Genomic DNA, 24,148 nt, shown 5'->3' on the forward strand with positions numbered 1-24,148 from the left:
GGCATAGCACTGTTCTCACTCATAGCGGCCCACTTCAGTAACTCGGTGCTTATGGGCGTGGCCAGTCTGTCACTCTGTTCGTGTCGCCTGAGGCGTATTCGACCGAACTGCTCAGGAGCCGAAACGTGGGGTCCATTCCGATGCAACGGGAGACCACTTTCCGTGCGTCCGCCCAGCCGGAGCACCAGCCCGGCCCGCCGGCGGTGGTGTGCACATCGCTGCCCGGGAACCCGATGGCGCCCGCCGCCGCGCGCAAGTTCGTGCGCGCGGCGCTCGCCGACTGGACCGAGCTCGCGGTGCCCGCTGCGGCGGGCGTCACCGACCGTCTCGCGGACGACGCCGTGCTGCTGGTCAGCGAACTCGTCACGAACGCCGTGGTGCACGCGGGCACCACGGTCGAGCTGCTGTGCCGGCTCGACGAGGCGGGCCTGGGGGAGAGCTTCGACACCCTGGTCATCGAGGTCTCCGACCACCATCCCGCCCGCGCGGTCCGCAGCGAGCCCGTGCCCCAGCCGCCCGGCACACCCGAGTACGGCCGGGGTCTCCAGCTCGTCGCGACCCTCTCCGACTCCTGGGGCATCACCTACCGCACCGGCACCAAGACCGTCTGGGCCCGCCTCCCTGTCGAAGGCGTGCAGGCGGTCCAGGAGATCGAGTCGTACGCGAGTGAACAGGCGATGCAGCGAGGGCTGCGCGCCGCCGAGATCCTCGCGCCGCTGCCGAAGCGGATCACGCACGACACGGAGTGGGTCAACCGCGGCGCGCTCACCTTCCTCGCCGAGGCGTCCGATCTGCTCGCCGGGCAGTTCGACGAGGACCTGGTGGCCGCCCTCGCCGGGCAGCTGCTGGTGCCGCGGCTCGCGGACTGGTGCGCGGTATGGCTCGACGACGAGCCGGAGGTCGCACCGCGCGGTGCCGCGGGCGGCGCCCCGGGCAGCCGGCTCGCCCGCGTCTGGCACACCAGTGAGCAGCGGATAGAGGAGCTGCGCCGCAGCCTGGAGAAGGAACCGCCCCGGCTGCCCGAATCGGCGGGCTCCGGTGCCGTCCCCGTGCTGTGGCCCGCCGAGGCGCTGACCGGTGAGGCGACCGGCACGGCCCTGGCGTACCGCCTCATGGCGGGCGGGCGCGCGCTGGGCACGCTCGTCATCGGGCGGGCCGGGACGGTGCGCTTCGCCGACGAAGTCACGGGCCTCATCGAGGACTTCAGCCGCCGCGTCGCGCTGGCCATCGGCGCGGCGCGGCGCTATCAGCGGCAGGCCACCATCAGCCAGGTCCTGCAGCGCGGCCTGCTTCCGAGCTCCGTCGCGGAGATCCCCGGGGTGCACAGCGGTGTGGTGTACGAGCCGCGGGACAAGGGCGGCCCCGGCGGCGACTTCTACGACGTGTTCCAGGCGGGCAAGGGCCGCTGGTGCTTCGCACTCGGCGACGTACAGGGCAAGGGCGTCGAGGCCGCCGTCGTGATCGGCCTCGCCCGGCCGTGGCTGCGGCTGCTCGCCCGCGAGGGGTACGCGGTCGCGGAAGTCCTCGACCGCCTCAACCAGCTCCTCCTCGACGACGCGACGGAGGCGGCGGACGCCGCCGCGGCGGTGGTCGCGGTCGCAGGCGGCCAGGGTCTGCCGCCGGACGGGGCCACTTCCCGCTTCCTCTCCCTCCTCTACGGCGAGCTGGTGCCCATGGACGACGGCGGGGTGCGCTGCACGGTGGCCAGCGCCGGACATCCGCTGCCGCTCCTCCTCTCCCCGGACGGCACGGTCCGCCCGGCGGCCACGCCCCAGCTGCTGCTCGGGGTCGTGGACGACGCGACGTACACGAGCGAGACCTTCGAGCTGCGGACGGGTGACACCCTGCTCTGCGTCACGGACGGGGTGACGGAGCGCCGGGCCGGCCTGCACATGTTCGACGACGGCGACGGTCTCGCGACGGCGTTCGCGGGCTGCGCCGGTCTTGACGCGGCGCTGGTGGCGGAACGGATCAAGAGGCTGGTGCACGAGTTTTCCGATCGGCCGCCGGACGACGATCTGGCGGTGCTCGTGCTGCAGGCGCAGTAGCGGCTTCGCGCGCGGCGTCGGCTTCCTCCGCGGTGCGGGACAATCGAAGGTATGCCTTCCGCACTGCCCGATGGTGAGCCCATGCCCGAGGACGGCGCGCTGCCCGCGTCCGCCCTGCAGGGAGCGGGGGCCCGCCCGCTCGGCTTCTACCTCCACGTCCCGTACTGCGCCACGCGCTGCGGCTACTGCGACTTCAACACCTACACGGCGACCGAGCTGCGCGGCTCCGGCGGCGTGCTCGCCTCACGCGACAACTACGCGGACACCTTGATCGACGAGGTGCGGATGGCGCGGAAGGTCCTCGGGGACGATCCGCGCCCGGTACAGACCGTCTTCGTCGGAGGCGGTACGCCGACGCTCCTCGCCGCGGCCGACCTGGTCCGCATGCTGGCGGCCGTGCGGGAGGAGTTCGGGCTCGCGGACGACGCCGAGATCTCCACCGAGGCGAACCCCGAGTCCGTCGATCCGGCGTACCTGGGCGAACTGCGGGCCGGGGGCTTCAACCGCGTCTCCTTCGGGATGCAGAGCGCCAAGCAGCACGTACTGAAGGTGCTCGACCGTACGCACACCCCCGGGCGGCCCGAGGCATGCGTGGCGGAGGCGCGGGCGGCGGGCTTCGAGCACGTCAACCTCGACCTCATTTACGGCACGCCGGGCGAGACCGACGACGACTGGCGGGCCACGCTTGACGCGGCGATCGGCGCCGGACCCGACCACGTCAGCGCCTACGCCCTGATCGTCGAGGAGGGCACGCAGCTGGCGCGGCGGATTCGGCGGGGTGAGGTGCCGATGACGGACGACGACGTGCACGCGGACCGGTACCTGATCGCCGACGAGGTGCTCGGGGGTGCGGGATTCTCCTGGTACGAGGTGTCCAACTGGGCCACTTCCGATGCCGGGCGGTGCCTGCACAACGAGCTGTACTGGCGGGGGGCCGACTGGTGGGGGGCCGGGCCGGGGGCCCACAGCCATGTCGGGGGCGTGCGGTGGTGGAACGTCAAGCATCCCGGGGCTTACGCGGGGGCGCTGGCCGCTGGGCGCTCGCCTGGTGCTGGGCGGGAGATTCTCGCCTCGGAGGACCGGCGGGTGGAGCGGATCCTGCTGGAGCTGCGGCTGCTTGAGGGGTGTCCGTTGGCGCTGCTGCGTCCTGCGGGGCTCGCCGCTGCGGGGCGGGCGCTTTCCGATGGGCTGCTGGAGGCGGGGCCCTACGGGGAGGGGCGGGCGGTTCTTACTCTGCGGGGGCGGTTGCTGGCGGATGCGGTGGTGCGGGATCTGGTGGACTGATCGGCTGAGGTTCGGGCGGTCCCTGCGGGGCTTTCCCCAATCCCGCCCCTTCCCGAAACTGGGGCTCCGCCCCAGACCCCGGTCCTCAAACGCCGGACGGGCTGAAATGCCGATCTCGGCCGGGCTGGGTGGGCGGGAAAGATCCGGCGCGCAGCGGCGGTGTAGTAGGGGATCAGGGCCCGCGGCCAGTTACGGCGGGCTAGGACTCGCCCCCCGTGACGAAGTCGATCAACTCCTCCACGCGGCCCAGAAGCGCCGGTTCAAGATCCCGGTAGCTGCGCACCGAGCCCAGGATCCGCTGCCACGCGGCCCCCGTGTTCGGGGGCCAGCCGAGCGCCTCACAGACGCCCGTCTTCCAGTCCTGGCCGCGCGGGACCCGGGGCCACGCGGCGATCCCCACCGACGACGGCTTCACCGCCTCCCACACGTCGATGTAGGGGTGCCCCACCACCAGCGCCGAAGACGAACTCACCTGCGCCGCGATCCTCGACTCCTTGGAGCCGGGCACCAAGTGGTCCACCAGGACGCCCAGACGCGCGTCGGGACCGGGGGAGAAGTCGGCCACGATCGCGGGAAGGTCGTCGATGCCCTCCAGGTACTCGACGACCACGCCCTCGATCCGCAGGTCGTCGCCCCACACCCGCTCGACGAGCTCCGCGTCGTGCCGGCCCTCGACGTAGATCCGCCCCGCACGGGCGACCCGGGCCCGCGCCCCCGGCACGGCCACCGAACCGGAGGCGGTGCGTGTGGGGCGTACGGGAGAAGGAGAAGAGGCGGCGGACGGGCGGACGAGTGTGACCGTCCGGCCCTCCAGGGCGAAGCCCCCCGGGGTCATCGGGAAGACGCGGTGCTCGCCGAAGCGGTCCTCCAGGGTCACCGTCGGGCCCTGCGCCGTCTTCTCGCAGCGGATCACCGCCCCGCAGAAGCCGGTGGCAAGCTCCTCCACCACGAGGTCCGCCTCCGCGGCGACCTCCGGCACGGGCTTCGGCTTCTTCCACGGCGGGGTGAGGTCTGCGGAGTACTGGCGCATTCGCATGACGATAAGAGAAAGGGCGTACGACCGGCTACGACACGCCGAAGCGGGCCGCCAGAGTGGCGCGTTGCGCACGGACAAATGCCGCATCGACCACCGCACCGTGCCCCGGCACGTACAGCGCGTCATCCCCGCCCAGGGAGAGGAGCCGGTCGAGCGCCGCCGGCCACTGCTTCGGGACCGCGTCCGCCCCCGCCTGCGGTTCGCCAGACTCCTCGACCAGGTCGCCGCAGAAGACGATCTCCGGAGAGCTGTCCGTGCCGGGAACAAGGACCGCCAGGTCGTGGCCCGAGTGGCCGGGGCCGACGTTCGCGAGCAGGACCTGCACCCCGCCGCCCAGGTCGAGCGTCCACTCCCCGCACACCAAGTGGTGCGGGTGGACGAGCAGGTCGGCGGCCTCCGCGGCGGCGTCCGGGGCGACGCCGTGCCGCACGGCGTCCTCGCGCAGCTCGTCGCGGCCCTTCACGAGGAGTGTGTCGAGGCCGACCGCGCCGTACACCTCCACGCCCGCGAACGCCGCGGCGCCGAGCACATGGTCGAAGTGCGGGTGCGTCAGGGCGAGGTGCGTGACCCGGCGGCCCCCGCCGAGGATGCCCCGTGCCTGGGTGCGCAGCTCCGCCCCCTCGCGCAGGGTCGCCCCCGCCTCGATCATCAGCGCCGATCCGCCGCCGACGACAAGGCCCGCCGTGCAGTCCCAGACGGGGAGGCGCCGCCGCCCCACATGCGGCGCGAGCCGCTCCCAACCCGCCTCGTCCCAAGCCAGTGCCACATCCATAAGCCGACGCTAGCCCCGCACGGGCGGCTTGGCAGCCGCTGCCCCGGCCGTCGTACCGACATAGGGGTCCGGCCCTTGCCGGGGTCGTACCTTGCGGCCGTACACTGGGCGCGGTAATGACTGGCACTCGCCCGTGGGGAGTGCCAGGCGGGGTCGCAGGCAGACAGGTTTCAGGGCAAAAAGGTGGAGGTGTGCGCGGATGCTCAATGAACGCAGGCTCGAAGTGCTGCGCGCCATCGTCCACGACTATGTCGGCACCGAGGAGCCCGTCGGCTCCAAGGCGCTCACCGAGCGGCACAGCCTCGGCGTCTCACCCGCCACGGTCCGCAACGACATGGCGGCGCTCGAGGAGGAAGGGTTCATCGCCCAGCCTCATACGAGTGCGGGGCGCATCCCGACGGACAAGGGGTACCGCCTCTTCGTCGACAAGCTCGCGGGCGTCAAGCCGATGGCGGCGCCGGAGCGCAGGGCCATCCAGAACTTCCTCGACGGCGCCGTCGACCTCGACGACGTCGTGGCGCGCACGGTGCGGCTGCTCGCGCAGCTGACCCGGCAGGTCGCGGTCGTGCAGTATCCGTCCCTCACGCGGTCGACGGTGCGGCACGTGGAGCTGCTCTCGCTGGCCCCCGCCCGCCTGATGCTCGTACTGATCACGGACACGGGCCGGGTCGAGCAGCGCATGATCGACTGCCCCGCGCCCTTCGGCGAGACCTCGCTCGCGGATCTGCGGGCGCGGCTCAACAGCCGGGTCGCGAGCCGCCGCTTCGCGGACGTGCCGCAGCTGGTGCAGGACATGACGGAGTCCTTCGACGCGGAGGACCGGGGCACGGTGGCGACGGTGCTCTCCACACTCCTGGAAACCCTCGTCGAGGAGACCGAAGAGCGGCTGATGATCGGCGGAACGGCCAATCTCACCCGCTTCGGACATGACTTTCCCCTCACCATCAGGCCCGTCCTGGAGGCTCTTGAGGAGCAGGTCGTCCTGCTCAAGTTGCTTGGCGAGGCCACGGATTCGGGCATGACCGTACGGATCGGTCACGAGAACGCCCATGAGGGACTCAGCTCCACTTCCGTGGTCTCCGTCGGCTACGGTTCGGGCAGCGAGGCAGTAGCCAAACTCGGCGTGGTCGGCCCGACCCGCATGGACTATCCGGGAACGATGGGAGCAGTACGCGCAGTGGCACGTTACGTCGGACAGATCCTGGCGGAGTCGTAAGTGGCCACGGACTACTACGCCGTACTAGGCGTGCGCCGCGACGCTTCCCAGGACGAGATCAAGAAGGCCTTCCGGAGGCTGGCGCGTGAGCTTCACCCGGACGTGAATCCGGATCCGAAGACTCAGGAGCGCTTCAAAGAAATCAATGCCGCGTACGAGGTGTTGTCGGACCCGCAGAAGAAGCAGGTCTACGACCTCGGCGGCGACCCGCTGTCCCAGGCGGGCGGCGGCGGTGGCGCGGGCGGTTTCGGAGCCGGTGGCTTCGGCAACTTCTCGGACATCATGGACGCGTTCTTCGGGACGGCGTCGCAGCGTGGCCCCCGGTCGCGCACGCGCCGTGGCCAGGACGCCATGATCCGGCTCGAGATCGACCTGGACGAGGCGGCCTTCGGGACCACCAAGGACATACAGGTCGACACGGCGGTCGTCTGTACGACCTGCAGCGGTGAAGGCGCCGCCCCGGGGACCTCCGCTCAAACGTGTGACATGTGCCGCGGTCGCGGTGAGGTGTCGCAGGTCACGCGGTCCTTCCTCGGCCAGGTCATGACATCGCGGCCGTGCCCGCAGTGCCAGGGCTTCGGCACGGTCGTGCCCACCCCCTGCCCCGAGTGCGCCGGCGACGGCCGCATCCGGTCGCGGCGGACGCTCACCGTGAAGATCCCCGCAGGTGTCGACAACGGCACGCGGATCCAGCTCGCGGGCGAGGGCGAGGTCGGCCCCGGCGGCGGCCCCGCCGGTGACCTGTACGTCGAGATCCACGAGCTGCCGCACGCCGTGTTCCAGCGGCGCGGCGACGACCTGCACTGCACGGTCACCATCCCGATGACGGCCGCGGCTCTGGGCACCAAGGTGCCCCTCGAGACGCTGGACGGCCTGGAAGAGGTCGACATCCGGCCGGGCACGCAGTCCGGTCAGTCGGTGCCGCTGCACGGCAGGGGCATCACGCACCTGCGGGGCGGCGGTCGCGGTGACCTCATCGTGCACGTCGAGGTCCTCACGCCGAGCAAGCTGGACGCGGAGCAGGAGCGGGTCCTTCGGGAGCTGGCGGTGCTGCGGGGCGAGGAGCGGCCCACGGGGCAGTTCCAGCCGGGGCAGCAGGGTCTGTTCTCGCGCCTGAAAGACGCGTTCAACGGCCGCTGAGGTTCTGGTGCTCCGGCACCGGAGGGTTTGCCCTCCGGTGCCGGAGCACTGTTGATTTCTGCGGGGTGCCGGGTGGGTGGCGGGAAAGTCTGTAGCCCGCCGCGGGCGCCCGCGGGCAAGGCGCAAGGGGCGATTCGGCCGCCCGCGCAGGGCATGGCACGATGCGTTTATGTCCTCCGCGCTGACCGATCTCTGTCGCTATCCGATCGTGCAGGCCCCCATGGCGGGCGGCGCCTCGTGCCCCCAGCTCGCCGCGGCCGTGTCCGAGGCCGGGGGGCTCGGGTATCTCGCCGCCGGGTACAAAACCGCCGACGGGATGTACCAGGAGATCAAACAGTTGCGGGGGCTCACGAGCCGGCCGTTCGGCGTGAACCTCTTCATGCCGCAGCCCGAGTACGCCGATGCCGCGGCCGTCGACGTCTACCGCAACCAGCTCGCCGGTGAGGCCGCCTGGTACGAGACGCAGCTCGGTGACCCGGACAGCGGCCGCGACGACGGCTACGACGCCAAGCTCGCGATCCTCGTCGAGGACCCGGTGCCGCTGGTGTCGTTCACCTTCGGGTGCCCCACCCGCGACGTCTTCGACGCCTTCGCGCGAGTCGGCACGATCACCGTCGCCACGGTCACCACGCCCGAAGAGGCGCAGACCGCCCAGTGGTCCGGCGCCGACGCCGTGTGCGTGCAGGGCATCGAGGCGGGCGGCCACCAGGGCACGCACCGCGACAACCCCGAGACGGACGGCGCCGGGCTCGGTCTCCTCTCGCTCATCGCGCAGGTGCGCGACACCGTGCAGATCCCGGTCGTCGCCGCCGGTGGCCTGATGCGTGGCTCGCAGATCGCCGCCGTGCTCGCGGCGGGCGCCGACGCCGCGCAGCTCGGCACGGCCTTCCTGGTCTGCCCCGAGTCGGGCGCGAACGTCCTGCACAAGCAGGCCATGACCAACCCGCTGTTCACCCGGACCGAACTGACCCGCGCCTTCTCCGGCCGCCCCGCTCGCGGCCTGGTCAACCGCTTCATGCGCGAGCACGGCCCCTACGCCCCCGCCGCCTACCCCCAGATCCACCACCTCACCAGCGGCCTGCGCAAGGCCGCAGCCAAGGCCGGTGACGCGCAGGGCATGGCGCTGTGGGCGGGGCAGGGCCACCGCATGGCGCGGGAGCTTCCCGCCGGGCAGCTCGTGGAGGTCCTCGCGGCCGAACTGGCCGAGGCGAAGGGGAGCCAGGCGTGACCGCGCCCGTCTTCGTCGTCGAGACCTTCGAGACCGTCGAGAGCACTGCCGCGGGCGGCGACGGACGCTACGTACTCGATGGTCCCGAAGGGCGCCATGCCGTCTCCGTGAAGCGGCTGCACGCCGGTGAGGACGTCGTCCTGACCGACGGGGCCGGGCGCTGGGCGGACTGCGTCGTCATGGACACCGAGGGCAAGGACCGGCTGATCCTGCGCATGGACTCCGTACAGGAGGAGGCGCCCCAGGAGCCCCGGATCACCGTCGTGCAGGCGCTGCCCAAGGGCGACCGCGGTGAACTCGCCGTCGAGACCATGACGGAGACCGGCGTCGACGCGATCGTGCCCTGGTCCGCGTCCCGTTGCATCACGCAGTGGAAGGGCGAGCGCGGGCTCAAGGCGCTCGGCAAGTGGCGTGCCACGGCACGCGAGGCGGGCAAGCAGTCCCGCCGCGTGCGCTTCCCCGAGGTCGCGGAGGCCGCGTCCACCAAGCAGGTGGCGAAGCTGCTCGCCGCGGCCGACTTCGCCGCTGTCCTGCACGAGGAGGGCAGCGAGCCGCTCGCCACGGCGGATCTGCCGACGGCCGGGCACATCGTCCTCGTGGTCGGCCCCGAGGGCGGCGTCTCCCCGGACGAGCTCGCGGCGTTCGCGGACGCGGGAGCCAAGCCGTACCGCCTGGGGCGTAGCGTGTTGCGTACGTCGACCGCGGGGACGGCGGCGGCCGCGCTGCTCCTGGGGCGCACGGGCCGCTGGTCCTGAACCCCCGCACCGGGTAAGGGGGATGCCGTGGAACTGGCCCAAGTGCGGCTGCTCGTATCGGACTTCAGCGCCTGCTACCACTTCTACGCCGAAATCCTCGGCCTCAAGCCGCAGTCGGGGGCGGTGACAGGGCCGTACGAGAAATTCAGCCCGGCGATCGGCTCCGCGGGGATCGCGCTCCAGGACCGCTCGATGATGGCCCGATTCCTGGACGAGCTCGAGGAGTCGGCGACCGGGCACCGCTCACTGGTGGTGCTGCGGGTCGACGACCTCGACGCGTACTGCGCGCGGATCGTCGAGCGCGGCGGAGTTATCGCCCAGGGACCGGCGCCGCTGACGGACCGTATGCGGGTCGCCCATCTCAAGGACCCGGAGGGGAACTTGGTGGAGTTGCAGGAGTGGTTGCTGCTGCGCGGCTGAGGGCGCCGTCGAGGAGCGGCCAGCCGTCCAGCTCGTGCGGTGATCCGGTGGCTTCGCGCGGCAGCAGTCCGCGCGCCGCCGCCTCGTCGACGAGCAAGCGGACGGCTCCGGGCTCGTAGAGGTTGAGCCACTTCCGGTCGCCGTCGTCGCCGTCGTCGTCGGTCATGTTCACGAGCGAGCCGTGCTCCCAGTGCCCCTCGGAGATGACCAGCCCGGGCGCCGCCCGGAAGACGATCGCGGTACGGAAGCGGCTGCCCTCGCGGTACAGGGACAGGACGTGACGGCAGCCCGGACCGCCGATGCCGGTGGCGTCGTGGCGGTGCCGGAACGACCACAGGTAGGTGGTGCGGTCGTCGACCACCAGGCGCCGGAGTCGGCGGTCGTTTCCCATGAGGGGAGGCTACGGGCGGGGGCAGGCGCCTCGCGCGTGCTTTTCCGGGACACTCACGCCCCGCGGCGTCCGGAGTGGACGCAAAGGGGACTATCGTCAGGCGGCTCTCAGTGGCACTCTGCCGCCTATGGGGGCATTGAGGCGCTTACGTGATCGTGCGGTGGACGTACGCGGACGGCGCCGGCGGGTGCTGTACGCCGTCGGGTTCGCGGGGGCGGCGGTGATCGGGGTCGCCGCGTGCGATCCGGTCGACGGAGGCATGAACACCGCGGCCGTGGCGATCACCACCGACGAGATGGCGACGAAGGAGCTGGAGCGGCAGCACCTCGACGTGCTGTGGATCAGCTGTACCGCCCGCTTCAAGGACAAGGCCACCCCGTCCAGCGGCGACCCGAGCCGCGACAGCGTCGCCACCGTCGACTGCCAGGGGCAGGCCAGGAAGGGGAAGGGGTCCGACGACACCAGCGAGATCACCGTCAAGGGGACGGTGACCTCCGTCGTCGACGGACACTGCGTACGCGGGAACCTCACCGCCAAGGTCGACGGCAAGGAGTGGTTCCGCGTGGACGTCATCGGCGACTGCTCCGGCGGCGACGACGGCAACGGGAACGGCAACGGGAACAGCAACGGGAACGGCAACGGTGGTGACGACGGCGGCGACCACGACGGCGACAAGCCGACCCAGCCGCCCGCGGCGACCGTCACGGTGACCGCCACGCCCGATCCGCCGCCGCGGCAGCCCGATCCGACGTGCTCGTGCTTCAAGGGCAAGTGATCCAAAACCCTGCCCTGCTCCGCCACGGCTGCCTAGGCTGGCTGTGTGACACTGACTGGGCACTCTGCGTATCTCCGGTTTCCGCATCTGCGCGGCGAGTTGGTCGCCTTCACCGCCGAGGACGACGTCTGGGTCGCGCCACTCGACGGCGGCCGGGCATGGCGCGTCAGCGCCGACAACATGCCGGTGAACCACCCCCGCATCTCCCCGGACGGGACGACCGTCGCCTGGACGTCCACGCGTGACGGCGCCCCCGAGGTGCATGTCGCGCCGGTCGACGGCGGCTCCTCCAAACGCCTTACGTACTGGGGCAGTTCACGCACCTCGGTGCGGGGCTGGACCCCGGACGGGCGGGTCCTCGCGGTCAGCACGTCGGGCCAGGCCTCGCTGCGCCGCAGCTGGGCGCGGGCCGTTCCGCTGGACGGCGGCCCCGCGGACACGCTGCCGTACGGCGTCGTGGGCGATGTCGCGTACGGCCCGCGGGAGGGCCAGGTCCTGCTGCTCTCGGCGCCGATGGGGCGCGAGGCCGCCTGGTGGAAGAGGTACCGCGGCGGCACCGCGGGCAAGCTCTGGATCCGGCGCGGGGACGCCGCCGAAGAGGGCGGCGAGGCCCGCTTCGTACGCGTCCATGAGGAGCTCGACGGGAACATCGAGTACCCGCTGTGGGTGGGGGTTGGGGCCTCCCCTGCTCGAGCGGAGCCGAGAGCTTGGGGACGTATTGCCTTCCTCTCCGATCACGAGGGCGTCGGCGCCGTCTATTCCTCGCTGCCCGACGGCTCCGATCTGCGCAGGCACACCGGCGTCGAGGGAGGCTTCTACGCCCGGCACGCCGCGACCGACGGCGCACGCGTCGTCTACGCGTCGGCGGGTGAACTCTGGCTCCTGGACGACCTGGTGGACGCCGAGCCGCGCCGCCTCGACGTCCGCCTCGGCGGTCAGCGCACCGACCTCCAGCCGTTCCCCGTCAACGCGGCACGCTGGTTCGGTGCCGCAGCTCCCGACCACACGGGGCGGGGCAGCGCCGTCTCCGTGCGCGGCGGCGTGCACTGGGTGACCCACCGCGAGGGGCCCGCCCGCGCGCTGGCCGCCGAGCACGGGGTGCGCGCCCGGCTGCCGCGCACGTTCCGCGTGGACGGCGAGGAACACGTCGTGTGGGTGACGGACGCGGAGGGCGACGACGCGCTCCAGTTCGCGCCCGCCACGGGGCTCGCGCCGGGGGCGACGCCGCGCAGGATCGCCGCCGGGCAGCTGGGCCGGGTGCTCGGGCTCGCCATCGCTCCCGACGGCAGCAAGGCAGCTGTCGCCTCGCACGACGGGCGGGTGCTGCTCGTGGAGCGGGAGAGCGGGGAGGTGCGTGAGGTCGACCGCGGGGAGCACGGGGACGCCACCGGGCTCGTCTTCTCGCCGGACTCGGCCTGGCTGGCGTGGTCGCATCCGGGGCCGCGTCCGCTGCGGCACCTGAAGCTGGCGAACACGGCCGATCTCTCGGTGTCCGAGGCGACTCCGCTGCGGTTCCGTGACTACGCGCCCGCGTTCACCCTTGACGGCAAGCATCTGGCGTTCCTGTCAGCGCGAGCCTTCGACCCCGTCTACGACGAGCACGTCTTCGACCTCGCCTTCGTCGGAGGATCGCGGCCCTACCTGATCACGCTGGCCGCCACCACTCCCTCGCCCTTCGGGCCCCAGCGGCACGGGCGCCCCTTCGAGGCACCCGACAAGGACGAGACCCCGGACAGCGAGGGCTCGCCCGTCACCCGCATCGACCTCGACGGTCTCGCCGACCGCATCGTGCCGTTCCCGGTCGAGGCCGCCCGCTACTCGACCCTGCGGGCCGCCAAGGACGGCGTCCTGTGGCTGCGGCATCCCGTGCGGGGCGTCCTGGGCGCGTCCCGCGCCACCCCCTCGGACCCCGACCCGCAGACCGACCTCGAGCGGTACGACCTGGTCCAGCAGCGCATCGACGAACTGGCATCGGACGCCGACCACTTCGCCGTCAGCGGGGACGGCAAGCGGGTGCTGCTGTGGGCCGACGGAAAGCTGAAGGTCGTGCCGAGCGACCGGCGGGCCTCCGGTGAGGAGGGCTCCGACTCGAACATCACCGTCGACCTCACGCGGGTACGCCAGACCGTCGATCCGGCCGCGGAGTGGCGGCAGATGTACGACGAGGCCGGGCGGCTGATGCGGGACAACTTCTGGCGGCCCGACCTGGGCGGGGTCGACTGGGACGGGGTGCTCGACCGCTACCGGCCGGTGCTGGGGAGGGTGGCCACGCACGACGATCTCGTGGACCTGCTGTGGGAGGTCGCGGGGGAGCTCGGTACGTCACACGCGTACGTCATGGGGGGCGGGGCCTGGGGGAGTTCGGCGGTGCGGCAGGGGCTGCTCGGCGCGGATCTCTCGCGGGGCGCGGACGGGGCGTGGCGGATCGACCGGATCCTCCCCTCCGAGACGTCGGACCCGTCCGCCCGGTCGCCGCTGGCCGCGCCCGGGGTCGCCGTGCGGGCCGGGGACGCGCTGCTGGCCGTCGCGGGGCGGCCGGTGGACCCGGTGACGGGGCCGGGGCCGTTGCTGGTGGGTACGGCGGGGAAGCCGGTGGAGCTGACGGTGTCGCCCGCGGGCGGGGGCGATCCGCGGCACGCGGTGGTGATCCCCGTCGACGACGAGGAGCCGCTGCGGTACCACGCCTGGGTCGTGGACCGGCGGGCGTACGTCCACGAGCGGTCCGGGGGGCGTCTGGGGTACCTGCACGTGCCGGACATGCAGGCGCCCGGGTGGGCGCAGATTCACCGGGACCTGCGGGTGGAGGTGGCGCGGGACGGTCTTGTGGTGGACGTACGCGAGAACCGTGGCGGGCACACGTCCCAGCTGGTGGTGGAGAAGCTGGCCCGGAAGATCGTGGGCTGGGATCTGCCGCGGGGTTCACAGCCGTACAGCTACCCGGCGGACGCGCCCCGTGGGCCGGTCGTCGCCGTCGCCAACGAGTTCTCCGGTTCCGACGGGGACATCGTGAACGCGGCGATCAAGGCGTTGGGGATCGGGCCCGTGGTGGGGACGCGGACGTGGGGCGGGGTGATCGGGATCGACAGCCGGTACCGGCTGGTGGACGGGACGCTGGTGACGCAGCCGAAGTACGCGTTCTGGCTGGAGGGGTATGGCTGGCGGGTCGAGAACTACGGGGTGGACCCGGACGTGGAGGTGGTGACGACGCCGGAGGACTACGCGACGGGCAGGGACCCACAACTGGACGAGGCGATCCGCCTGGCCCTAACGGCCCTGGAGACGACGCCCCCCAAGACCGCACCGGAGCTGCCGGGGTCTTGAGGCCGCGGGGCTGGTCTGTCTGTGGGTGCGGTGCCGCGCCGGTATGTCCGTCCTCGCTATCGTCCGGTGGCCGTGGGGCTGCTTCGGCTGGGGAGTCCCGCGAACCGTGCTCCGGGCGGACATACCGGCCCGTCCCCTCGCGTCTCGATGCCGACCGCGGGTGCGTGCGCGCAGCGGCGCGGTCCGTCTGTGGGTACGGTGCCGCGCCGGTATGTCCGTCCTCGCTATCGTCCGGTGGGCGGGGGCTACTTCGGCTGGGGAGTCCTGCGAACCGTGCTCCGGGCGGACATACCGGCCCGTCCCCTCGCGTCTCGATGCCGACCGCGGGTGCGTGCGTGCAGCGGCGCGGTCCGTCTGTGGGTACGGTGCCGCGCCGGTATGTCCGTCCTCGCTATCGTCCGGTGGCCGGGGGCTACTTCGGCTGGGGAGTCCCGCGAACCGTGCTCCGGGCGGACATACCGGCCCGTCCCCTCGCGTCTCGATGCCGACCGCGGGTGTGTGCGAACCGATCTCCCACTGGGATGTGTCCCGTCCCGCCCTACCGGTGCCCACCTGACCCGCCCCCGCTGTACGTCCCCCACCCGCCCCCGCTGTACGTCCCCCACCCACCCGCGCTGAGGATCCCCCACCGACCCGCGCTGAGGATTCCCCACCCACCCGCGCTGAGGACCCCCCACCCACCCGCGCTGAGGACCCCCCACCCACCCCCGCCGCGCAGATCCCCCACCCACCCGCGCGGTGCAGATCCCCCCACCCCCCTTGTCGCCGCGGGGCAATCGGGCGGGTGGGTGGGGAAGCTTGTTCGGGCAGGGGTGGATGCGGGGTGATCGGGTGGGTGGGTGGGAGAGGGGTGTGGGGCAGGCGGGGCTGCCGGGGGCTGAGGGGAGGGCCAAGCGTGGGCGCAGCCCGGATAGCATGCGGGAGGCACAGTGAAGCAGCGACGACCGGAGGCGCCCCATGGCGGGAGAACCGCAGGCTGACTGCCTGTTCTGCAAGATCGTCGCGGGTGACGTACCCGCGACCGTCGTCAGGGAGACGGACACGACCGTGGCCTTCCGGGACATCAACCCGCAGGCCCCCAGCCACGTCCTGATCATCCCCAAGGTGCACTACCCGGACGCCGCCTCCCTCGCCGCCGCCGAACCCGTCATCGCCGCCGACATCCTCCGCGAGGCCGGCGAGGTCGCCCTGGAAGAGAAGGCGGAGAGCTACCGCGTCGTCTTCAACACCGGGTCCGGCGCGGGTCAGACCGTCTTCCACGCGCACGCCCACGTCCTCGGCGGACGCGGCCTGCAGTGGCCTCCTGGTTAGCGGGACAACTCGCCTTGTCCGTACGTGAATTGGTGGTCCTCGGCACCGCCAGCCAGGTCCCCACCCGGCACCGCAACCACAACGGGTACGTCCTGCTCTGGGACGGGCAGGGCATCCTCTTCGACCCCGGCGAGGGCACGCAGCGCCAGATGCTGCGTGCCGGGGTCGCCGCGCACGACCTGCACCGGATCTGTGTCACGCACTTCCACGGTGATCACTCGCTCGGGTTGCCCGGTGTCATCCAGCGGATCAATCTGGATCGGGTCCCGCATGACGTGACCGTGCACTTCCCGCGCTCCGGTCAGCATTTCTTCGACCGGCTGCGGTACGCCACCGCCTACCGCGAGACCGTCTCGCTGCTCGAAGAACCTGTCGCGGGGGACGGCCGGTTGGCCGTCACCCCCTCGTTCGCGCTCGACGCCGTCAAGCTCTCGCACCCCGTCGAGTCCTTCGGCTATCGCATCACCGAGCCCGACGGCCGGCGGATACTCCCGGAGCTGCTCGCCGCGCGCGGCATCGCCGGACCCGACGTGGGGCGCCTGCAGCGCGAGGGCGTGCTGCGGGGCGTCACGCTCGACGAGGTGAGCGCGGTGCGGCGGGGGCAGCGGTTCGCCTTTGTGATGGACACCCGGCTGTGCGACGGCGTCCACGCCCTCGCCGACGGCTGCGACATGCTCGTCATCGAGTCCACCTTTCTCGACGAGGACGAGCAACTTGCCCTCGATCATGGGCACTTGACCGTGGGTCAGGCCGCACGGGTCGCCGTGGACTCCGGTGTGCGGCATCTCGTACTGACCCACTTCAGCCAGCGTTACCCCGACCCCGGCGTATTCGAGCAGCAGGCCCGGGACGCGGGATTCGACGGTGAACTCACCGTCGCACAAGACCTGTTGCGTGTACCTCTGCCCAAACGAACCACCTGAGTGAGCCGCCGTCATGCCCCTTCCCAAAGCCGAACTCCACCTCCACATCGAGGGCACGCTCGAACCCGAGCTGGCCTTCTCCCTCGCCGCCCGCAACGGCGTCGCCCTCCCGTACGCGGACACCGAAGAGCTGCGCAAGGCCTATCTCTTCGATGATCTGCAGTCCTTTCTTGATCTCTATTACGGGTTGATGGCCGTTCTGCGGACCGAGGAGGACTTCGAGGAGCTCGCCGACGCCTACCTCGCGCGGGCCGCCCAGCAGGGCGTGCGGCACGCCGAGATCTTCTTCGACCCGCAGGCGCACATGGTGCGCGGCGTCGGCATCGGCACCGTGATGGAGGGGCTCGGGCGCGCCTTGGAGCGCAGCGAGGAGCGGCACGGGATCTCGACCCGGCTCATCATGTGCTTCTTGAGGGACCAGTCCGCCGAATCGGCCCTGGAGACCTTGGAGGCCGCCAGGCCATATCTCCATCGGATCATCGGCGTCGGGCTCGACTCGGCCGAGGTCGGGCATCCGCCCGCCAAGTTCCGCGAGGTGTACGAGGCGGCCGCCGCGCTCGGTCTGCGCCGGGTCGCGCACGCGGGCGAGGAGGGGCCGCCCGCGTACATCACGGAGGCCCTGGACGTCCTGGGCGTCGAGCGCGTCGACCACGGGCTGCGCTGCATGGAGGACCCGGAGCTTGTGGAGCGCCTTGTGCGCGAGCGGGTGCCGCTCACCCTCTGCCCGCTGTCCAACGTCCGGCTGCGCGCCATCGACGTACTCGAAGAGCACCCGCTCACGCGGATGATGGACGCCGGGCTGCTGTGCACGGTCAACTCCGACGACCCCGCGTACTTCGGCGGCTATGTCGACGACACCTTCCACGCTGTACGGGAAGCGCTGGGGCTCGGCCAGGAGCGGCTGCGCGAACTCGCGCGGAACTCGTTCGAGGCGTCCTTCCTCGACGGGAGCGCGCAGGACGAGGCGCTGCGGGCGCGGTACCTCGCCGAGGTCGCGGATTATTCGTTCGACTGATGGTCGGGGGGCGAGCTAGCGTTCGCTCATGGACTCCTTCATTCAGCTCTACGGCTGACACGACCCTCATAGGCCCGGGCGCCCCGCGATCAGCGGCTGCGCCGGGCCGTCGTGTCCTCGTCCGTAGCGGTTGAACCACTCGAAGGAATCTCATCCATGAATCGTCGAACGTCCCGTCGCCGTGCCCATATCGCCATGGTCGGTGTCCCGATGGTCAGCCATGTGCTGCCCAGCCTGGAGATCATCCGCGAACTGGTGGCGCGCGGGCACCGGGTGACGTACGCGAACGACCCGGCGACCCACGAGCTGATCGAGCCCACCGGCGCCGAACTCGTCCCGGTCACCTCGAAGTTGCCGTTCAAGGACAACATCTGGCCCGATGACCCGATCGCCGCGAGCAGTCTCTTCCTCGACGACGCGATGGCGGTGCTCCCGCGATTGCGCTCGTTCTACGACGCCGACCCCGCCGATCTGTATCTGTACGACATCGGCGCGTACGTCGCCCGTGCGCTGGCCGAGGCGCAGGAGCGGCCGTTCGTGCAGCTGTCGCCCACCTATGTGGCCTGGGACGGCTACCAGGAGGAGGTCGGCGCGCAGTTCCGGCAGCTGCCCGGGGCCGCCGAACTGGAGGCGCGGTTCGCGCAGTGGCTCGCGGGGAACGGGGCCACGACCCTGGACGTCGGCGCCTTCTCGGGAACGCCCGGCCACGCCGTCGCGATGATCCCCCGTGCCATGCAGATGTTCGCCGACCGGGTCGACCCGAAGCGGGTCGGCTTCGTCGGGCCCTGCTTCGGGGACCGCTCGGCGCAGGGGAGCTGGCAGCGGCCCGAGGGTGCCGAGAAGGTGCTGCTCGTGTCGCTGGGCTCCGCGTACACCCAGCAGCCCGAGTTCTACCGCAACTGTGTGGCCGCGTTCGGCGGGCTCGCGGGGTGGCATGTGGTGCTGCAGATCGGCAAGCACGTGGATCCGGCGGAGCTCGGGGAGGTGCCGGGGAACGTGGAAGTACGGTCGTGGGTGCCGCAGTTGGCGATCCTGGAGCAGGCAGACGCGTTCGTCACGCACGCGGGCATGGGCAGCAGCAGTGAAGGGCTGTTCTGTGGGGTGCCGATGATCGCCGTGCCCCAGGGGGCCGAGCAGCCGGTCAACGCGGACCGGCTCGTGGAGCTGGGGGTCGCGCGGCGGATCGACACCGCCGACGCGACGCCGGACGCGTTGCGTTCGGCTCTCCTCGGGCTGACGTCCGACCCCGACGTCGCGCTTCGGGTTGCGCGCCTGAAGGCGGAAGCGCGGGCCGAAGGCGGCACGGCTCGTGCCGCTGACCTCGTGGAGGCGGAGCTCGGCGGGTAGCGGTACCGGGGCGACCGCCCCAGGCCCCGGTCATCAAACGCCGGACGGGCTGAGACCCAGCCCGTCCGGCGTTCGGCTTTCGACGAGCCTCATCCGTTACGTTGCCTGCATGGTCGTACCCCTCAAACCCAGCATCGACCCGCTCAAGGCAGCCCGCAGAGCAGGCGATCCGCCCTGTGACGTCTTCCTCACCGGCACGGTCTTCCTCGACATCATCTTCACCGGACTCGACTCCGCGCCCGTACGCGGCACCGAGTCCTGGGCGCGCGGGATGGGGTCGAGCCCCGGTGGCGTCGCCAATATGGCGACCGCGCTCGCCCGCCTCGGGCTGCGCACCTCCCTCGCGGCGGCCTTCGGGGACGACCACTACGGGGAGTACTGCTGGGACGCGCTCGAACAGGGCGAGGGCATCGACCTCGCGACGTCGCGCACCGTGCCCGGCTGGCACTCACCGGTCACCGTCTCCATGGCGTACGAGGGGGAGCGGACCATGGTCAGCCACGGGCACGAGCCGCCGCCCGACGCCGGTTCCCCGGACGGCGGCGCCCCGACATGCCCGCCACGCGCGCGTGCCGCCGTCGCCTCCCTGACGCCCGGCACGCGCGCGCCGTGGATCGCCGGGGCCGCGCGCACGGGGACGCGGATCTTCGCCGACGTGGGCTGGGACGACACCGGGCGCTGGGACCTGGCGGGGCTCGCCGACCTGGAGCACTGCGAGGCGTTCCTGCCGAACGCGGAAGAGGCCATGCGGTACACGAGGACCCAGTGCCCCCGGGCCGCCGCGCGGGCGCTGACCGAGCACGTTCCGCTCGCCGTGGTGACGCTGGGTGCCGAAGGGGCGTACGCGGTGGACGGGCGGACCGGCGAGACCGCCGAGGTTCCGGCCATCGCGGTCGAGGCGCTCGATCCCACGGGGGCCGGTGATGTCTTCGTGGCGGGCTTCGTGACCGGGACCCTGGCGGACTGGCCCCTCGCGGACCGGCTCGCCTTCGCGGGGCTCACGGCGGCGCTCTCGGTGCAGGAGTTCGGGGGCTCCCTGTCGGCGCCGGGCTGGGCGGAGGTCGCCACGTGGTGGCGGACCGTGCGGGAGGTCGACGACCAGGACCCGGTGGCGCTGCGGCGGTACGGGTTCCTGGAGGGCCTGCTTCCGGAGGCCACGCGTCCGTGGCCGCTGCGGCGCGCCGTTCCCACGATCGGGTTCAGGTCGGCGTAGTCGGCGGGCGTAGTCGGCCCGGGAGGTCGCACGGCCGTGCGTGACCGGAGTGGAAAAGCCCTACGGCGGTGACAGTGGTGCGTCGTACTCTTGGCAGTGCAAGGCTGTCGAGCGGCCACCAAGCCCCGCATGAGGAGGATGAGCAGGCCATAGTGCCGGCCCATGACTCAGACACCCACAGCTCCTACCCCTGCCCAGGGTCAGTCCCGAGCCCATTTCACCGTTCCGGCGAACCACCCGATGGTGACGGTGCTCGGTTCCGGAGACGCCCTGTTGCGCGTGATCGAGAAGGCCTTCCCGGCGGCCGACATCCATGTCCGGGGAAATGAGATCAGCGCTGTCGGTGAGGCCCATGAAGTCACCCTCATCCAGCGTCTGTTCGACGAGATGATGCTGGTGCTCCGCACCGGTCAGCCGATGACGGAGGACGCAGTGGAACGCTCGATCGCCATGCTCAGGGCGGACGAGGCCGGCGAGGGCGACGGCCAGGAGACCCCGGCCGAGGTGCTCACGCAGAACATCCTCTCGTCCCGCGGCCGCACGATCCGCCCCAAGACGCTCAACCAGAAGCGGTACGTCGACGCCATCGACAAGAACACCATCGTCTTCGGCATCGGCCCCGCGGGCACGGGCAAGACGTACCTCGCCATGGCCAAGGCCGTGCAGGCGCTGCAGGCCAAGCAGGTCAACCGCATCATCCTGACCCGCCCCGCCGTCGAGGCCGGCGAGCGGCTCGGCTTCCTGCCGGGCACGCTCTACGAGAAGATCGACCCGTATCTGCGTCCGTTGTACGACGCGCTGCACGACATGCTCGACCCGGACTCGATCCCGCGCCTGATGGCGGCGGGCACTATCGAGGTCGCCCCGCTGGCGTACATGCGTGGCCGCACCCTGAACGACGCGTTCATCATCCTGGACGAGGCGCAGAACACCAGCGTCGAGCAGATGAAGATGTTCCTCACCCGCCTCGGCTTCGAGTCGAAGATCGTGATCACGGGCGACGTCACCCAGGTCGACCTGCCGAACGGCACCAAGTCGGGTCTGCGTCAGGTCCAGGACATCCTGGAGGGCATCGACGACGTGCACTTCTCGCGGCTCACGTCCCACGATGTCGTACGGCACAAGCTGGTCGGCCGTATCGTCGACGCGTACGAGAAGTACGACGACAGTCAGCAGAACAAGAAAAACGGGAAGTAGCGGAATCCGCACCATGTCGATCGACGTCAACAACGAATCCGGAACCGAGGTCGACGAGCAGGCGATCCTCGACATCGCCCGCCACGCCCTCGCGCGGATGCGCATCCACCCGCTCTCCGAGCTCTCGGTGATCGTCGTGGACGCCGGCGCCATGGAGCAGCTGCACATCCAGTGGATGGACCTGCCGGGACCGACGGATGTCATGTCGTTCCCGATGGACGAGCTGCGCCCGCCCGCCAAGGACGAGGAAGAGACCCCGCAGGGCCTCCTCGGCGACATCGTGCTCTGCCCCGAGGTCGCACTCAAGCAGGGCAAGGAAGCGGAGACGGAGCACTCCATGGACGAGGAGCTCCAGCTGCTCACCGTCCATGGGGTGCTTCACCTGCTCGGGTACGACCACGAGGAGCCGGACGAGAAGGCCGAGATGTTCGGCCTCCAGGCGGCCATCGTCGACGGCTGGCGCGCCGAGAACGGCCTGACCGGGCCGTCTCCGGCGCCCACCGTCTCCTAGGGCCATGAGCTTCCAGCTGATCGCGGGAGCCGTCGCCCTGGTCGTCGTCGCCTGGCTCGCCGCATGCGCCGAGGCGGGCATCGCCCGCACCTCCAGCTTCCGGGCGGACGAGGCGGTCCGTTCGGGGCGGCGCGGCAGCGCGAAGCTCGCGCAGGTCGCCGCCGACCCCACCCGCTATCTCAATGTGGCGCTGCTCGTGCGCGTGGCGTGCGAGATGGCCGCGGCGTCCCTGGTGACGTACGCCTGCCTGAACGAATTCCGCGAGACCTGGGAGGCGCTCGCCATCGCCATCGCGGTGATGGTCCTCGTGTCGTACGTGGCCGTGGGCGTCTCGCCGCGCACCATCGGCCGCCAGCACCCGCTCAACACGGCCACGGCCGCGGCGTACGTCCTGCTGCCGCTGGCCCGGATCATGGGCCCGATCCCGCCGCTCCTGATCCTCATCGGCAACGCGCTCACACCCGGCAAAGGCTTCAGGCGCGGCCCGTTCGCCTCCGAGGCCGAGCTGCGCGCGATGGTCGACCTTGCCGAGAAGGAATCCCTCATCGAGGACGACGAGCGCCGCATGGTGCACTCCGTCTTCGAGCTCGGCGACACCCTCGTACGCGAAGTCATGGTGCCCCGGACGGACTTGGTCGCCATCGAGCGCTTCAAGACCATCCGCCAGGCGCTCACCCTCGCGCTGCGGTCCGGCTTCTCCCGCATCCCCGTGACGGGGGAGAGCGAGGACGACGTCGTCGGCATGGTGTACCTGAAGGACCTCGCCCGCAAGACGCACATCAACCGCGACAGCGAGTCGGACCTGGTGTCGACGGCGATGCGCCCCGCGACGTTCGTGCCCGACACGAAGAACGCGGGCGACCTGCTGCGTGAGATGCAGCAGGAGCGCAACCACGTCGCCGTCGTCATCGACGAGTACGGCGGCACGGCGGGCATCGTGACGATCGAGGACATCCTGGAGGAGATCGTCGGCGAGATCACGGACGAGTACGACCGTGAACTGCCGCCGGTGGAGGCGCTCGACGACGGCTGTTACCGCGTCACCGCGCGCCTGGACATCGGTGACCTCGGCGAGCTCTTCGGGCTCGACGAGTTCGACGACGAGGACGTCGAGACGGTCGGCGGACTGCTCGCCAAGGCGCTCGGCCGGGTGCCGATCGCCGGGGCGTCGGCGGTCGTCCCGCTGCCGGACGGGCGGGAGCTGCGGCTCACCGCGGAGTCCGCGGCCGGGCGGCGGAACAAGATCGTGACGGTGCTCGTGGAGCCGGTCGCGCCGTCGGGCGCGGAGAAGGAGACGTCGGCGTGACCCCGCAGGAGCTGCGCACTTTCTGCCTGTCGTTCAACGACGTGGTGGAGGAGTTTCCGTTCGGCCCCGAGGCCTCGGTGTTCAAGGTCGCCGGGAAGATGTTCGCGCTGAGCCGGCTGGACGGGGTGCCGCTGACCGTCAACCTGAAGTGCGATCCCGACATGGCGGTCCAGTTGCGCGCCGCGCACCCGGAGATCGTGCCGGGGTGGCACATGAGCAAGCGGCACTGGAACACCGTGACGGTGGACGCGGGACTCCCGGACCAGCAGGCCCGGGAGCTCGTCGAGGACTCGTACGACCTGGTGGTCGCGGGTCTTCCGAGGGCGGAACGACTCCGGCTCGACCGGCCCTAGGCGCTGCGCCGGGTGCCGGGAGCCGGGTGCCGGTGGCCCCGGTCGTGGTTCAGCTGTGTCTGCTCCGTATGCTCGGCGTATGACCGAGAGTGCTGCGCTTGACGCTGAGGACCGGAAGATCGTTACGCTGGCTCGTTCGGCGCGGGCGCGCAATGGGGTGGCCGAGGGGGCCGCTGTGCGGGACGAGACGGGGCGGACGTATGTCGCCGGGACGGTTTCGCTTTCCTCGCTGAAGCTTTCCGCGTTGCGTACTGCCGTGGCGATGGCTGTCGCCTCCGGGGCGGAGTCCCTTGAGGCCGCGGCGGTCGTCTCCTCCGAGGAGGCGCTTTCCGCGGAGGATCTTTCCGCTGTGCGGGACCTTGGCGGGGCCGGGACGCCGGTTTTCCTTGCGGGGCCTGATGGGGAAGTCCGGGTGCGGGTTCAGGCGAACTGACTTCTCCCCAACCCCGCCCCTTCCCGAAAACCCGCTCGGCGCGGGGGCCTTGGTTGCCGTCATCACCGGCTTCGCCGAGTTCGTCCTCAATCGCCGGACGGGCTGAGAATCAGCCCGGCCGGCGATTGAGGCCATCTTGTCGGGGTCCGGGGC

General features: G+C 71.3%; 22 protein-coding genes. 19 read left to right on the forward strand and 3 right to left on the reverse strand.

From position 1 onward, the window contains the following. Positions 1-125: 125 nt before the first annotated feature. Together ABD378_RS34020 and hemW are read left to right on the forward strand one after the other, a co-directional pair. Positions 126-2,048: a SpoIIE family protein phosphatase gene (locus ABD378_RS34020; protein ID WP_386545154.1), complete on the forward strand. Its 1,923-nt coding sequence runs from the start codon at positions 126-128 to the stop codon at positions 2,046-2,048. 51 nt (positions 2,049-2,099) lie between these two features. Next, a complete protein-coding gene (gene hemW / locus ABD378_RS34025) occupies positions 2,100-3,332 on the forward strand; it encodes a radical SAM family heme chaperone HemW (RefSeq protein WP_344527364.1) in 1,233 nt (410 codons plus the stop codon). Between the two features lie 199 nt (positions 3,333-3,531). On the opposite strand, the gene ABD378_RS34030 is transcribed toward hemW, so the two are convergent. Then, positions 3,532-4,362, reverse strand: coding sequence for a DUF3097 domain-containing protein (locus tag ABD378_RS34030; RefSeq protein ID WP_344527366.1), 831 nt, complete (start codon positions 4,360-4,362; stop codon positions 3,532-3,534). A gap of 34 nt (positions 4,363-4,396) precedes the next feature. Beyond that, positions 4,397-5,140 carry an MBL fold metallo-hydrolase gene (locus ABD378_RS34035; RefSeq protein ID WP_344527368.1) on the reverse strand — a complete coding sequence of 248 codons (744 nt, stop codon included), beginning with the start codon at positions 5,138-5,140 and terminating at the stop codon, positions 4,397-4,399. Positions 5,141-5,339: 199 nt separating this feature from the next. Between ABD378_RS34035 and hrcA the strand changes: the two genes are divergently transcribed. From hrcA to ABD378_RS34060, 5 genes are all read left to right on the forward strand, one after another. Further along, positions 5,340-6,356: a heat-inducible transcriptional repressor HrcA gene (gene hrcA / locus ABD378_RS34040; protein WP_344527370.1), complete on the forward strand. Its 1,017-nt coding sequence runs from the start codon at positions 5,340-5,342 to the stop codon at positions 6,354-6,356. Then, positions 6,357-7,496, forward strand: coding sequence for a molecular chaperone DnaJ (gene dnaJ, locus ABD378_RS34045; RefSeq protein ID WP_344527372.1), 1,140 nt, complete (start codon positions 6,357-6,359; stop codon positions 7,494-7,496). A 169-nt stretch (positions 7,497-7,665) separates the two neighbouring features. Beyond that, positions 7,666-8,724, forward strand: a complete 1,059-nt coding sequence (locus ABD378_RS34050) for a nitronate monooxygenase (RefSeq protein ID WP_344527374.1) — start codon at positions 7,666-7,668, stop codon at positions 8,722-8,724. Continuing rightward, positions 8,721-9,479 carry a 16S rRNA (uracil(1498)-N(3))-methyltransferase gene (locus ABD378_RS34055; protein ID WP_344527376.1) on the forward strand — a complete coding sequence of 253 codons (759 nt, stop codon included), beginning with the start codon at positions 8,721-8,723 and terminating at the stop codon, positions 9,477-9,479. Before ABD378_RS34050 ends, ABD378_RS34055 begins: the two co-directional genes overlap by 4 nt. A 27-nt stretch (positions 9,480-9,506) precedes the next feature. Further along, entirely contained in the window at positions 9,507-9,899 is a 393-nt protein-coding gene (locus ABD378_RS34060) for a VOC family protein (protein WP_344527378.1), read from the forward strand. Here the strand turns inward: ABD378_RS34060 and ABD378_RS34065 are convergent. Continuing rightward, on the reverse strand, positions 9,841-10,290 hold the full coding sequence (locus ABD378_RS34065) for a hypothetical protein (RefSeq protein WP_344527380.1): 450 nt from the start codon (positions 10,288-10,290) through the stop codon (positions 9,841-9,843). The two genes, ABD378_RS34060 and ABD378_RS34065, sit on opposite strands and share 59 nt — an antisense overlap. A gap of 160 nt (positions 10,291-10,450) precedes the next feature. On the opposite strand from ABD378_RS34065, the gene ABD378_RS34070 reads away from it, so the two are divergent. The 12 genes from ABD378_RS34070 to ABD378_RS34125 all read left to right on the forward strand — a co-directional run bounded on the left by ABD378_RS34070 (position 10,451) and on the right by ABD378_RS34125 (position 23,995). Continuing rightward, positions 10,451-11,065: a hypothetical protein gene (locus ABD378_RS34070; RefSeq protein WP_344527382.1), complete on the forward strand. Its 615-nt coding sequence runs from the start codon at positions 10,451-10,453 to the stop codon at positions 11,063-11,065. A gap of 51 nt (positions 11,066-11,116) precedes the next feature. Beyond that, complete coding sequence (locus ABD378_RS34075) at positions 11,117-14,386, forward strand: S41 family peptidase (RefSeq protein WP_344527589.1); 3,270 nt, start codon at positions 11,117-11,119, stop codon at positions 14,384-14,386. A 957-nt stretch (positions 14,387-15,343) separates the two neighbouring features. After that, a complete protein-coding gene (locus ABD378_RS34080) occupies positions 15,344-15,697 on the forward strand; it encodes a histidine triad nucleotide-binding protein (RefSeq protein WP_344527384.1) in 354 nt (117 codons plus the stop codon). 14 nt (positions 15,698-15,711) lie between these two features. After that, positions 15,712-16,620, forward strand: a complete 909-nt coding sequence (locus tag ABD378_RS34085) for a ribonuclease Z (protein ID WP_344527386.1) — start codon at positions 15,712-15,714, stop codon at positions 16,618-16,620. A gap of 13 nt (positions 16,621-16,633) precedes the next feature. Continuing rightward, positions 16,634-17,635, forward strand: a complete 1,002-nt coding sequence (locus ABD378_RS34090) for an adenosine deaminase (protein ID WP_344527388.1) — start codon at positions 16,634-16,636, stop codon at positions 17,633-17,635. Between the two features lie 156 nt (positions 17,636-17,791). Beyond that, on the forward strand, positions 17,792-18,982 hold the full coding sequence (locus tag ABD378_RS34095; RefSeq protein ID WP_344527390.1) for a macrolide family glycosyltransferase: 1,191 nt from the start codon (positions 17,792-17,794) through the stop codon (positions 18,980-18,982). Between the two features lie 109 nt (positions 18,983-19,091). Next, positions 19,092-20,195 (forward strand): carbohydrate kinase family protein, encoded by a 1,104-nt coding sequence (locus ABD378_RS34100; RefSeq protein ID WP_344527392.1) that lies wholly within the window; start codon positions 19,092-19,094, stop codon positions 20,193-20,195. Positions 20,196-20,357: 162 nt separating this feature from the next. Next, the gene (locus ABD378_RS34105) at positions 20,358-21,392 is read left to right on the forward strand and encodes a PhoH family protein (RefSeq protein ID WP_344527394.1); all 1,035 of its coding nucleotides are present in this window, start codon (positions 20,358-20,360) and stop codon (positions 21,390-21,392) included. Positions 21,393-21,405: 13 nt separating this feature from the next. After that, a complete protein-coding gene (gene ybeY, locus ABD378_RS34110; protein WP_344527396.1) occupies positions 21,406-21,903 on the forward strand; it encodes an rRNA maturation RNase YbeY in 498 nt (165 codons plus the stop codon). A gap of 4 nt (positions 21,904-21,907) precedes the next feature. Next, a complete protein-coding gene (locus tag ABD378_RS34115; protein ID WP_344527398.1) occupies positions 21,908-23,209 on the forward strand; it encodes a hemolysin family protein in 1,302 nt (433 codons plus the stop codon). Continuing rightward, a complete protein-coding gene (locus ABD378_RS34120; RefSeq protein WP_344527400.1) occupies positions 23,206-23,562 on the forward strand; it encodes an MmcQ/YjbR family DNA-binding protein in 357 nt (118 codons plus the stop codon). The genes ABD378_RS34115 and ABD378_RS34120 overlap by 4 nt, the downstream gene beginning before the upstream one ends. Before the next feature lie 79 nt (positions 23,563-23,641). Further along, positions 23,642-23,995 carry a cytidine deaminase gene (locus tag ABD378_RS34125; RefSeq protein ID WP_344527402.1) on the forward strand — a complete coding sequence of 118 codons (354 nt, stop codon included), beginning with the start codon at positions 23,642-23,644 and terminating at the stop codon, positions 23,993-23,995. The last annotated feature ends 153 nt before the right edge of the window (positions 23,996-24,148 follow it).

The organism is Streptomyces rectiviolaceus, assembly GCF_039533825.1.
GTDB classification, from domain to species: Bacteria; Actinomycetota; Actinomycetes; order Streptomycetales; family Streptomycetaceae; genus Streptomyces; species Streptomyces rectiviolaceus.